Genomic DNA, 12304 nt, shown 5'->3' with positions numbered 1-12304 from the left:
ATACAAGGGGGTATGGGGGATGGATGAAAACCGGAAGCTGCGCGAACAGCTCATGCCGGCGCTCGAGTCGAAGTGCGATGAGTTTCGTCTTCTCGGCTATACGCAAGTGACGATGGACGGGCTGTGGGAATGTTTATGTTCCCGAAAGTGGAAGCATCGGCCGGCGGAAAAAAAACTGCATGAGTTGGTCAGCGACATTTTCTCTCTTTCGCCGAGCGAGTATATGATATTTTTGACGATGCGTTCGTATAAGCAGCAGGCGGCCGGCGATGATGAGTTGGAGCGGGTTTTAAAGGAGTTGTTATAGTGGAAAATTGACACTTGCCGGCTGCTGTTTCATAATGGAAGGCGAGGCCAATGTTTTGCTTGGCGCGACACCGGACGGCTCTGAAGCAAGTTGAAGGAGGATCTTAAGGAGAATGGTAAAACGAAACCGCATCGTCGCCTTTTTTCTGCTCCTGCTTTTGTTCGCCGGAGTGATGGGGCCGACGATTCAAGGAATTGTACATAACATCAAACTGGGCCTTGACTTGCAAGGCGGTTTTGAAGTGCTGTATGAAGTGAAGCCGGCCAAAAAAGGCGATAAGATTGACCAAGAGACGCTGCAAAGCACCGTCAGTGCGCTGAATAAACGGATCAACGTCCTTGGCGTCAGCGAGCCGCGCGTTGACATCGAGGGAGGAAACCGCATCCGCGTCCAGCTCGCCGGGGTGAAAGACCAAAATGAGGCGCGCGAAATTTTGTCCACGCAGGCGAAATTGACGTTCCGCGATGTCAATGACAACGTGCTTATGGATGGAAGCGACCTCGTCCAAGGCGGAGCGAAGCTGTCGTTTGATGAAAACGGCCGGCCGAGCGTCGCTCTGAAATTGAAAGACGCCGACAAGTTCCGCCAGGTGACGGAAAAAGTATATAAAATGGGGCCGCCAAACAACATTTTAGTCATTTGGCTCGATTTTAAAGAAGGGGTGGACTCCTACCGGAAAGAAGCGGGCAAAACGGATCCGAAATTTATTTCCGCCGCTTCAGTCAACCAAGTGTTCAATCAGACGGATGTGTCGATCGTCGGCAATTTTACGGTCAAAGAAGCGCAACAGCTGGCCGATTTGCTCAATGCCGGCGCGCTGCCGGTCGAGCTGCATGAAATTTACTCCACGTCCGTCGGCGCTCAGTTTGGGAAAAACGCCCTGCAAAAAACGGTGTTGGCCGGCATCATCGGTGTGGCGGCGATCTTCTTGTTCATGATTTGGTTTTACCGGCTTCCCGGGATCATCGCCGTCATTACGCTGTCGGTATACATTTATTTGATTTTGCTTTTGTTTGATTGGATGAACGTCGTGATGACGCTGCCGGGCATTGCCGCCCTGATTTTAGGGGTTGGGATGGCGGTCGATGCCAACATTATTACGTACGAACGGATCAAAGAGGAGCTGAAGCTCGGCAAGTCGATGCTGTCGGCGTTCCGTGCTGGCAACCGCGGGTCGTTTGCGACGATTTTTGACGCCAACCTTACGACGATCATCGCCGGCGCTGTTCTTTTTATTTACGGGACAAGCTCGGTGAAAGGGTTTGCGACGACGCTCATCATCAGCATCGTCGTCAGCTTTCTCACCGCTGTTTATGGCACGCGGCTGTTGCTCGGACTGCTTGTGTCAAGCCGCTGGCTCGATAAAAAGCCGGAGTGGTTTGGCGTCAAAAAGTCGCAAATCTTAAACATTGCCGAAACGACCGAGGAAACGGAAGTGCCGACGAAGTTTGACCGCTGGGATTTTGTCAAACATAGCAAAAAGTTTTTCATTTTCTCTGGCGCATTGGCGATCGCCGGCGTCATCTCGTTGTTTGCCCTGGGGCTGAATCTTGGCATTGACTTCACGAGCGGAACGCGCGTTGAGGTGAAGAGCAGCCAGCCGATCGATACGAAAGAGTTGAGCGACTATTTCGAGCGGCTCGGCTACAAGCCGGAGGATGTCGTCCTGTCCGGCACGGATGGGAAAACAGGCGTCGTCCGCTTGATTGGCGTGCTCGATAAGCAAGAAATTGCCAAGCTGAAAAATGAATTGAAGCAAGCGTATGGCAACGAACCAAACATCAGCACCGTCTCTCCGGTCGTCGGCAAGCAGCTGGCCCGCAATGCGCTCATTGCTGTGCTGATTTCCTCGATCGGCATCATTCTTTACGTGACGATCCGTTTTGAGTGGCGGATGGCGTTGGCGGCGATCGTTGCCCTGTTGCATGACGCCTTTTTCATTGTCACTGTGTTCAGCTTGACGCGTCTTGAAGTCGATTTGACATTCATCGCCGCGGTGCTGACGATCATCGGGTACTCGATCAACGATACGATCGTCACGTTTGACCGCATCCGGGATTTGATGAAAAAGCGGAAAGTGAAAACGGTTGACGACTTGAAGTATATCGTCAACCGGGCGTTGCAGCAAACATTTACGCGCTCGGTCAATACCGTATTGACCGTCTTGTTTACGGTCATCGCGTTGCTCATCTTTGGCAGCGAAGCGATCCGCAATTTCAACCTCGCCTTGCTCGTTGGACTTGTGTGCGGCGTCTATTCGTCGCTTTGCATCGCGTCTCAGCTTTGGGTCGTTTGGAAAGGACAGGAGCTCAAAAAAGGGAAAGGAGCCAAAAAAGCGGCGGCCGAGGCCGAACCGCAGGTGTAACAGCGCGCCGGAAAAGTGAATGTGCTTTTCCGGCGCCTTTTTTGTTCGGGGCAATGCTCGGGGCGGAAAATGGATACACTAACCGTCAGATGCAACATAGGCAGCGTGTGAGGTTGCTGAATGCAAAGGTGGGGGAGATGGCCATGGAACACGAACAGCGATTCAAGCAGGCGAAAACAGCAGCGGTCGTCGGCATCGCCGGCAACATGGCGCTTGCTGCTGTCAAGGCGGCGGTCGGTGTGTGGAGCCAAAGCCAAGCGTTGATCGCTGATGCCGCCCATTCAGCGTCCGATGTTGCCGGCTCGTTTGCTGTTTGGGTCGGGCTGCGCGCCGCGGCGTGCCCGCCGGATGAAGACCATCCGTACGGGCACGGAAAGGCGGAATCCATCGCCGCCATTATTGTGGCGGTTCTTCTGTTTCTCGTCGGGCTCGAGATCGGGCGTTCCGCGCTTGAATCCTTTTTTGCCCCGCTGTCTCCGCCGGGGGTCGCGGCCATTTATGTTCTGTTGTTGTCGATCGTTGTCAAAGAAGCGATGTTCCGCTACAAATACCGGCTCGGAAAAAAACTGCAAAGCGATGCATTAATCGTCAACGCTTACGAGCACCGCTCCGACGTTTTCTCTTCACTCGCCGCGCTCGCCGGCGTCGGCGCCGCCATTCTCGGCGGAAAATGGGGGATCGGCTGGCTTGTGTACGCTGATCCGCTTGCCGGGCTGTTCGTGGCGATTCTTGTGTTGAAAATGGCATGGGAGCTTGGACGCCATTCGATCCATACGGCGATTGACCACGTGCTGCACGAGGAAGAAACCGGCTATTTGCGCGAGGCGGTCTTGTCCATTCCCGATGTGCGGCAAATCAATGAGCTGCATGCACGCGAGCACGGCCATTACGTCATCGTCGATTTGAAAATCGCCGTCGATCCGCGCTTGACGGTCGAAGAGGGGCACCGGATCGGAAAGAAAGTGAAAGAAAAACTGCTGACGCTGCCGCGCGTCCGCAATGTCATGGTTCACATCAATCCGTACAACCCGGAAAAAAAACCGTAATGTCGTTGCCTGCCCTTTTCTCCTTTTTGTATAATAAGGAGAGTTGAGGTGGGAGACATGTTGAAAGCGAAAACGCGTTGGGAGGTGGAGCGCCTCGATGAGCAGACGGTGAGGCGGCTGGCTGAGGAAGCCGGCGTCACGCCCTTATTGGCGAGGCTTCTCGTCCGCCGCGGGGTGCGGACGGCCTCGGAGGCGGCGTCGTTTCTCAATCCGCTTGAGCAATCGTTTCATGATCCGTTTTTGCTTGACGGGATGGAGCGCGCGATTCAGCGTCTAAAGCGGGCGATCGACGCGGGTGAACGCGTGTTGGTATACGGCGATTACGATGCCGATGGCGTTTGCAGCACGTCGGTGATGGTGAGTGCTCTCAAGGAGGCGGGGGCGTCGGTCGAGTTCTACATTCCGAACCGATTTACGGAAGGATACGGGCCGAACATGGCGGCGTTTCGCTCCGCAAAAGAGCGCGGCGTTTCCGTCATTGTGACCGTCGACAATGGGATTGCGGCGGTCAAGGAAATTGCGGCCGCCAACGAGTGGGGGATGGATGTCATCGTAACGGATCACCACGAGCCAGGTCCGGTGTTGCCGGAGGCGCATGCGATCATCCATCCGAAGCAGCCGGGAAGTACATATCCGTTTCGCGATTTAGCCGGCGTCGGCGTTGCGTTTAAGGTAGCCCATGCCTTGCTTGGGCGGGTGCCGCGCCATTTGCTTGATTTGGTCGCGATCGGCACGATCGCTGATTTGGTTCCGCTTGTTGGGGAAAACCGCCTCTTTGTTGCACACGGGCTTGAAGCGTTGCGAGCGACGGAGCGCATCGGGCTGCGCGCTCTTTTTCGGCAATGCCGCATTGATGCGGCGGCCATCAACGAACAGACGGTCGGATTTGTCATCGCTCCGCGCTTGAACGCGGCGGGGCGCCTCGGCGGCGCCGATCCGGCAGTGGCGCTCTTAATGACGGACGATGAGAACGAAGCGGTGCAGCTGGCGGCGGAGATGGACGAGTTAAACCGCGAACGTCAGCAGCTTGTGACACAAATCGCTGAAGAAGCGGCGGACATGGTGCGCCGCCAATTTCCTCCTGAGGAACATCGCGTCTTGGTTGTGGCAGGCGAAGGATGGAATGCCGGAGTGGTGGGCATTGTCGCTTCTAAGCTTGTTGAGCAGTTTTACCGCCCGGCGGTCGTGCTTTCAATCGACCGGGAAAAAGGGATCGCCAAAGGGTCAGCCCGTAGCATTCATGGGTTTGACTTATTCGCCAGCCTGTCGCAATGCCGCGACCTGTTGCCGCACTTTGGCGGCCACCCGATGGCGGCGGGGATGACATTGGCGCTTGATGATGTCGAAGAATTGCGGCAACGGCTGAACGCCATCGCCGCGGAAACGCTGTCCGATGACGACTTGACGCCGCTGACGTTTATTGACGCCTCTTGTTCGGTCGCTGAGCTGACGCTCGACGCCGCCCGCGGGCTCGAACGGCTCGCTCCGTTTGGCGTCGGCAATCCGCGGCCGCTTGTTCTCATTGAAGGGGCGTCCGTTGAAACGATGCGGCGCGTCGGAGCGAACGGCGCCCATATGAAGGCGGTGTTTGCGCAGGAGGGCGCCTCAGTCGACGCCATTGGTTTTGGCCTCGGACCGCTGTGTGAGGAAATCGCCCCGGGGGCGCGCGTTTCGGCAGTCGGGGAGCTTTCCGTGAATGAATGGAACGGGCTGGCGAAGGCGCAGCTGTCGCTGTGTGATCTGGCGGTCAGCCACTGCCAGCTGTTTGACATCCGCGGCTGCCGCGACGTCCGTCCCTTTCTTGAGCGGTTGCCAAAAGAAAAGCGGCTGCTTGTCATGTTTCGCCAAGGAACGGGCGCGCGCCCTGATTTAGCCTCGTTTCGCGGGGAACTTCGCTGCGTGCTGACGGACGAAGAGGCGGGTGCGCTGGAGATTAGCGGCCGTTACGTTGTGCTGCTTGATTTGCCGCCGACGCTCGGGCGGCTTGCCGCCTTGCTTGGGGGCAAGGAGCCGGCGCGCATTTATGCGCTGTTCGCCCAGCCGGAAGCCCGATTTTTCCGTACGTTCCCGACGCGCGATCATTTTAAATGGTTTTATGCGCTGTTGCACAAATACCGTTCGTTCCCGCTTGCCGAGCGGGGCGGGCAATTGGCGCGCGCCCGCGGTTGGACGGAAGAGACCGTTCATTTTATGGCGAAAGTGTTTTTGGAGTTGGAGTTTATTACGGAGCAAAACGGCGTCATTTCGCTCGTCCGCGCGCCGGCGAAGCGCGATTTGCACGAATCGCCGACGTACCGCCGCTGGCGGGACGAGCTTGAGGTGGAGCAACAGTTATTATATTCTACTTATGAGCAGCTTAACCGCTGTTTGGCGGAAATGACACGTTCGCAAACGCACGAGGAGGCAAACGTATCATGGACTTAAAACAATACATTACGATTGTGCCCGATTTCCCGAAGCCGGGCATCATGTTTAAAGATATTACAACGCTGATGGACAACGGTCTGGCGTACAAATACGCGATCGACCAAATTGTTCAATATGCGCGCGAAAAACAAATCGATATCGTCGTTGGTCCGGAAGCGCGCGGCTTTATCATCGGATGCCCGGTCGCCTATGCGCTTGGCGTCGGGTTTGCGCCGGTGCGCAAGGAAGGGAAGCTGCCGCGCGAAGTCGTCCGTGTGGAGTATGGCCTGGAATATGGAACAGATGTCTTGACGATGCATAAAGATGCCATTAAGCCAGGGCAGCGTGTGTTGATCACCGACGATTTGCTCGCGACGGGTGGGACGATGCGGGCGACGATCGATTTGGTGGAACAGCTCGGCGGAGTGGTGGCCGGATTGGCGTTTTTGATTGAGCTCACCGAGCTTGGCGGCCGCAAAAAATTGGAAGGCTACGACATTTTGACGCTGATGCAGTTTTAAACAGTCGACATTGTTCGCATCTTCGGATACAATAAAGAAAAAAGGGGCACTCACACATGAGTGCTCTTTCTTATTAACCGTATGAACGCAACGGACCTCTGTGCTTTGCAGCTTCAATTTTAATCGATTAAAAAGGTGATTCAACCCTATGGCCAATGAACAAGTGCTGACAGCGGAGCAAGTGTTTGAACGAGCGAGCTGTTATTTGTCGGAACAAGACGTCGCCTTTTTGAAAAAGGCGTATGAGTTTGCCAAGCACGCCCATCGCGACCAATTTCGGAAATCGGGCGAACCATACATCATCCATCCGATTCAAGTCGCGGGCATTTTGGTGGACTTAAAGATGGACGCGACAACGATCGCCGCCGGGTTTTTGCATGATGTCATCGAAGACACTGAGGCGACAAAAGAAGACCTCGAGCGCGAGTTCGGCGCGGAAGTGGCGATGCTTGTCGACGGGGTGACGAAGCTTGGGAAAATTAAATATAAATCGCAGGAAGAACAGCAGGCGGAAAACCACCGGAAAATGTTTTTGGCCATGGCGCAAGATATCCGGGTCATTTTGATCAAGCTCGCCGACCGGCTGCACAATATGCGGACATTGAAACATTTGCCGGCCGAAAAACAGCGGCGCATTGCCAATGAGACGCTCGAAATTTTCGCTCCGCTCGCGCATCGGCTCGGCATTTCGAAAATCAAATGGGAGCTTGAGGATACGGCGCTTCGCTATTTAAACCCGCAGCAATATTACCGCATCGTCAATTTAATGAAGAAAAAGCGGGCTGAGCGCGAGCAATATTTGGAGGAAGTCATTCAAGAAGTGCGCGAACGGCTCAACGAAGTGCATATTCCTTGCGAAATTTCCGGGCGTCCGAAACATATTTACAGCATTTACCGAAAAATGGTGATGCAAAACAAACAGTTTAATGAAATTTACGATTTGCTTGCCGTCCGCATCATTGTCAACAGCATTAAAGACTGCTACGCGGTGCTCGGCATCATCCATACATGCTGGAAGCCGATGCCAGGGCGCTTCAAAGACTACATCGCCATGCCGAAGCCGAACATGTACCAGTCGCTCCACACGACGGTGATCGGCCCCAAGGGCGAGCCGCTTGAGGTGCAAATCCGCACATTCGAAATGCATCAAATCGCCGAGTTCGGAATTGCCGCCCATTGGGCGTACAAAGAAGGAAAGACGATCAAACCTAATTCATTTGAAGAAAAGCTGTCTTGGTTTCGGGAAATTTTGGAGTGGCAAAACGACGCGAGCAATGCCGAAGAGTTCATGGAATCGCTCAAGATGGACTTGTTTTCCGATATGGTGTTCGTTTTCACGCCAAAGGGCGACGTCATCGAGCTGCCAGCCGGGTCGGTGCCGATCGATTTCGCCTATCGCATCCATTCGGAAATCGGCAATAAAACGATCGGCGCCAAAGTGAACGGCAAAATGGTGCCGCTTGACTATAAGCTTCAGACGGGCGACATCGTGGAAATTTTGACGTCGAAACATTCGTACGGTCCAAGCCAGGACTGGCTGAAGCTCGCCAAGACGTCGCAGGCGCGCAACAAAATCCGCCAGTTTTTCAAAAAACAGCGGCGTGAAGAAAATATCGAAAAAGGAAAAGAAATGGTCGAAAAAGAAGTGCGCAGCCTCGGTTTTGAACCGAAAGAAGTGATGACGGCGGACAACGTCAAGCGCGTTGCGGAAAAATTTAATTTTTCGAATGAAGACGATATGTATGCGGCAGTCGGCTATCATGGCATCACAGCGGCGCAAATCGCTCATCGGTTGACGGAAAAATGGCGGAAGCAGCGCGATCTCGAGGAACAGCAGCGCAAACTGGCCGAAGCGGTCTTCGAAGCCAAGCTGCCGGCTGGAAAAAAACGCGACTGCGGCATCCGCGTCCAAGGAATGGACAACTTGCTCATCCGTCTGTCGCGCTGCTGCAACCCGGTGCCGGGGGATGAAATCATCGGCTTTATTACCCGCGGCCGCGGCATTTCCGTCCACCGCGCCGATTGCCCGAACGTCAAGACCGAAGAAGCGGCCGATCGGTTGATTGCCGTAGAATGGGAAAGCGGGGCAAACGGAAAGTGCGAATATAACGTGGACATTGAGATCACCGGATTTGACCGCCGCGGTTTGCTGAATGAGGTGCTGCAGGCGGTCAATGAAACGCGAACAGACATTTCCGCCGTCTCGGGACGCTCCGATTATCGCCATAAAATCGCGACGATCCATATGACGATCGCCATTCATAATTTGAGCCACTTGCAAAAAGTGGTCGATCGAATCAAGCAAATTCCCGACATTTATTCCGTCCAGCGTTTGATGAACAACTAAGGGCGGCGAAAGGAGGAAGGCGAGTGAGAGCGGTCATCCAGCGGGCGAAAGAGGCCAAAGTCACCGTCGATGGCGAGACGGTCGGAGCGATCGATGCCGGGCTTGTCGTCCTTCTTGGCGTTACACACGAGGACACGGAGGACGATGCTGCCTATTTGGCTGAGAAAATCGCTCATTTGCGCATTTTTGAAGATGAAGACGGAAAAATGAACCGCTCCTTGCTTGACGTCGGCGGGGCGGTGCTGTCGGTGTCGCAGTTCACCCTTTACGGCGACTGCCGAAAAGGCCGGCGCCCGAACTTTATGGCGGCGGCAAAGCCCGACCATGCCTTGCCGCTGTATGAAGCGTTCAACGCCGCTTTGCGCGAAAGAGGCGTTCATGTAGAAACCGGCGTATTCGGTGCGATGATGGACGTATCGCTCACAAACGACGGGCCGGTCACCTTGATCATCGACAGCAGCGAGAAACCGGGAAACCGATGAAGTTTCCCGGTTTCTTTTTTATTTTCGGCGAAAAATGGGAAAGATGAAAACAAGTGCGGCAATAAGAAAGGAGCATTCCCGTTAGGAGCTTTTCCGGGGACTTGATCAAAAAAAGCCCTCTTGGTATGATGCAGGGGTGTCAAACACATCACTCACCATACCAAGGAGGACTTCAGATGAATTGTACACAAAACTATAAAATTGATCAAGTCACCGAACAAACGCTTGTCGTGGGCATCGATATCGCGAAACGAACCCACTACGCCTGCTTCGTGGATGACCGGGGGCGTGTGCTTCGCAAATCGTTCCCGATCTTCCAGTCGAAAGAGGGCTTTCGCCAGCTGTATGAAGCGATTCAGGAGGCGATGCAAGCGTTCGGGAAGTCAGAGGTGATCGTCGCGGTGGAGCCGACCGGGCACTACTGGTTGAACCTGGCCTACTTCCTCGAGGAGCACGGGATCCCGTTGGTCATGGTCAACCCGGCGCATGTGTGCCGGTCGAAAGAACTCGATGACAACCTGCCGACGAAACATGACGCCAAAGACGCCCTGGTCATTGCCAGACTGGCAAAAGACGGACGATTCCTCGTTCCCCGGCTGCTGCACGAGATCGAAGCCGATTTGCGCGTGGGAAGCACGCTCAAAGAGAAGCTCCGCAAGGAACAGACGGCGGTGAAAAACGCGATCGTCCGCTGGACGGATCGGTATTTTCCAGAGTTTTGGACGGTGTTTCGCGACTTGGGGAAAACGGCGCTTTCGGTGTTGGAGTGGACGCCGTTTCCGGCCGATATGGCGGGTCGGACCGCCGAGGAGCTCATCGAGGTGTACCGGCAAAGCGAAGGGCTGAAATGCCCGCAGAAGGCCAAAATTCAGGCGTTGATCAACGCCGCGAAGGACTCCATTGGGGTGACGGAAGGGACGACGATGGCCCGGTTTGAGATCGCCGCGCTCGTCCGCCGATACCGCCAATTGGAGGCGGAGATCGCCGCACTGGACGCCGAGTTGAAGGCATTGGTTCAAACGACGATGGAGTATCAATGGTTGAAAACGGTCGACGGGTTGGGAGACGCCACGATCATCGATCTGTTGGCGGAGATCGGCAGCTTCGCCCACTATCGGGACCCGCGTCAATTGGTGAAGTTGGCGGGCCTGACGCTCAAGGAGAACTCCTCCGGCCAGCGCAAAGGGCAAAAGCACATCTCCAAACGGGGACGGAAACGGCTGCGATCGGTGCTGTTTCGGGCGATGATTCCGCTGATTCGGCATAACGAGGCGTTTCGCGAGCTGCATGAGTATTATACGACCCGATCCGTCAATCCGCTGACCGGAAAGCAGTCCATCGTCGCCTTGTGCCGGAAGCTGTTGAATGTGCTGTTTGCGATTTGTACGAAGAAACAAGCGTTTGACGCGGAGCGAATGAAGCAGGACGTCTTGTCCCAAGTGCAACGGGCGGCCTAAGGCCTCCCCCTGCGAACGGAAGAATCGTTGGACAACGAGATGACACCGGAGAAGCTGGCGTGATTTTATCCATTCGACCTTGAGTCCCCAAAGGAGCTTGGCCGGCCTCCGCCTGATGACGAGACCGAACGAGGGAATGTTGGCGCGAAGACGCCCGGAGACATGGGAGGGTTCGTCCTCATCAGCGACGCGGAGATCCAAAGGGTGCATCGAATACGCTTCCCCCCATGGCAGGAAAATATAACCAGCCGTGGCCGCGAAGCGCACCCTAGGTCTGTAAGATATCCACAAAACTGAAAAAGGATGTAAGAGATTTTGTCGAAAAATATTTTTTGGACACCCCTGAGGGGCCGAAAAGCCTTGATAAATCAACATTTCTAGAGGGAGGAGTGCGATGCGGCAAACCAAAAGAGGCGAGCAGGCGCATCGGGCGGACGATGTGTTGTCCGCCGACTTTCACGAATGGGTGCGGCTCGAGGCCCAATATAGAGCGTTTGAGTTGGCATCCGAATTCGGTGTGGCGCCGAAAGACGTACAAATGTTGAAAAAACAGCAGCCCCGTCCGTAAACATGGCGAGTTGGAAGGAGCGCACGCGGCGTGTGGATGTTTCGTGGGCCGAGGCGGTGTGGCCGTTCAGACGAAACAGCTGCGAATGAGCGCTGCGCATCCGCTCAACACTGATCCGGATCGGTAGAGGAAAAAATCTATTGCATATGTATTGACAAACACGTGCCCCTATATGATAATAAGTATTGGTTTAAAATTATTATAAAATAGTCACAGGAGGTAGATGAAGAATGTCACTCGTAGGGAAAAAAGTGCAACCATTCCGTGCCCAAGCGTATCACAACGGCGAATTCATCGAAGTGACAGAGCAAGACTTCATGGGAAAATGGAGCATCGTTTGCTTCTATCCAGCGGACTTTACGTTCGTCTGCCCGACGGAGCTCGAAGATTTGCAAGACCACTACGCGACGTTCAAAGAACTTGGCGTAGAAGTGTACTCGGTTTCGACCGACACTCACTTTACTCATAAAGCATGGCACGATACATCGCCAGCCATCAGCAAAATCGAATACGTGATGATCGGCGATCCTTCGCATCAACTGTCGCGCATGTTTGATGTGCTCGATGAAGAACAAGGATTGGCGCAGCGCGGCACGTTCATCATTGATCCAGACGGCGTCATTCAAGCGGTGGAAATCAATGCGGACGGCATCGGCCGCAACGCCAGCACGCTGATTGATAAAATTAAAGCGGCCCAATACGTGCGCAACCATCCGGGTGAAGTCTGCCCGGCGAAATGGAAAGAAGGAGCGGAAACACTGAAGCCAAACCTAGATCTCGTCGGCAAAATTTAAGGGGGCTTAGG

At 54.6% G+C, this 12304-nt stretch carries 10 protein-coding genes; all 10 read left to right on the top strand.

Features of this window, described 5'->3' with window-relative positions:
• Positions 1-19 precede the first annotated feature (19 nt).
• Entirely contained in the window at positions 20-307 is a 288-nt protein-coding gene (locus tag NSQ51_RS11870) for a post-transcriptional regulator (protein WP_033014790.1), read from the top strand.
• A gap of 112 nt (positions 308-419) precedes the next feature.
• Entirely contained in the window at positions 420-2672 is a 2253-nt protein-coding gene (gene secDF, locus NSQ51_RS11865) for a protein translocase subunit SecDF (protein WP_121649945.1), read from the top strand.
• A gap of 137 nt (positions 2673-2809) precedes the next feature.
• Positions 2810-3718, top strand: a complete 909-nt coding sequence (locus NSQ51_RS11860; protein WP_121649944.1) for a cation diffusion facilitator family transporter — start codon at positions 2810-2812, stop codon at positions 3716-3718.
• 57 nt (positions 3719-3775) lie between these two features.
• The gene (recJ, locus tag NSQ51_RS11855; protein WP_061580811.1) at positions 3776-6142 is read left to right on the top strand and encodes a single-stranded-DNA-specific exonuclease RecJ; all 2367 of its coding nucleotides are present in this window, start codon (positions 3776-3778) and stop codon (positions 6140-6142) included.
• Positions 6133-6645: an adenine phosphoribosyltransferase gene (locus NSQ51_RS11850; protein WP_033014788.1), complete on the top strand. Its 513-nt coding sequence runs from the start codon at positions 6133-6135 to the stop codon at positions 6643-6645. The genes recJ and NSQ51_RS11850 overlap by 10 nt, the downstream gene beginning before the upstream one ends.
• A 148-nt stretch (positions 6646-6793) precedes the next feature.
• Positions 6794-8992: a bifunctional (p)ppGpp synthetase/guanosine-3',5'-bis(diphosphate) 3'-pyrophosphohydrolase gene (locus NSQ51_RS11845; RefSeq protein ID WP_049626409.1), complete on the top strand. Its 2199-nt coding sequence runs from the start codon at positions 6794-6796 to the stop codon at positions 8990-8992.
• Between the two features lie 23 nt (positions 8993-9015).
• Positions 9016-9474, top strand: a complete 459-nt coding sequence (gene dtd / locus NSQ51_RS11840; RefSeq protein WP_013144643.1) for a D-aminoacyl-tRNA deacylase — start codon at positions 9016-9018, stop codon at positions 9472-9474.
• 176 nt (positions 9475-9650) lie between these two features.
• Positions 9651-10931, top strand: a complete 1281-nt coding sequence (locus NSQ51_RS11835; RefSeq protein ID WP_342462681.1) for an IS110 family transposase — start codon at positions 9651-9653, stop codon at positions 10929-10931.
• Positions 10932-11325: 394 nt separating this feature from the next.
• Positions 11326-11499, top strand: coding sequence for a hypothetical protein (locus tag NSQ51_RS11830; RefSeq protein WP_015375481.1), 174 nt, complete (start codon positions 11326-11328; stop codon positions 11497-11499).
• Positions 11500-11729: 230 nt separating this feature from the next.
• Complete coding sequence (gene ahpC, locus NSQ51_RS11825; protein ID WP_033014786.1) at positions 11730-12293, top strand: alkyl hydroperoxide reductase subunit C; 564 nt, start codon at positions 11730-11732, stop codon at positions 12291-12293.
• Positions 12294-12304 lie beyond the last annotated feature (11 nt).

It is taken from the genome of Geobacillus sp. FSL K6-0789 (genome assembly GCF_038593135.1).
GTDB lineage: Bacteria > Bacillota > Bacilli > Bacillales > Anoxybacillaceae > Geobacillus > Geobacillus stearothermophilus.
This window is presented reverse-complemented; position numbering and strand designations above follow the sequence as displayed.

Bases quoted from the DNA above. Each gene is read 5' to 3' on its own strand.
- NSQ51_RS11830 (WP_015375481.1), top strand. From the start codon at position 11,326: ATGCGGCAAACCAAAAGAGGCGAGCAGGCGCATCGGGCGGACGATGTG.
- ahpC (WP_033014786.1), top strand. From the start codon at position 11,730: ATGTCACTCGTAGGGAAAAAAGTGCAACCATTCCGTGCCCAAGCGTAT.
- NSQ51_RS11860 (WP_121649944.1), top strand. From the start codon at position 2,810: ATGGCCATGGAACACGAACAGCGATTCAAGCAGGCGAAAACAGCAGCG.
- NSQ51_RS11870 (WP_033014790.1), top strand. From the start codon at position 20: ATGGATGAAAACCGGAAGCTGCGCGAACAGCTCATGCCGGCGCTCGAG.
- recJ (WP_061580811.1), top strand. From the start codon at position 3,776: ATGTTGAAAGCGAAAACGCGTTGGGAGGTGGAGCGCCTCGATGAGCAG.
- NSQ51_RS11845 (WP_049626409.1), top strand. From the start codon at position 6,794: ATGGCCAATGAACAAGTGCTGACAGCGGAGCAAGTGTTTGAACGAGCG.
- NSQ51_RS11850 (WP_033014788.1), top strand. From the start codon at position 6,133: ATGGACTTAAAACAATACATTACGATTGTGCCCGATTTCCCGAAGCCG.
- NSQ51_RS11835 (WP_342462681.1), top strand. From the start codon at position 9,651: ATGAATTGTACACAAAACTATAAAATTGATCAAGTCACCGAACAAACG.
- secDF (WP_121649945.1), top strand. From the start codon at position 420: ATGGTAAAACGAAACCGCATCGTCGCCTTTTTTCTGCTCCTGCTTTTG.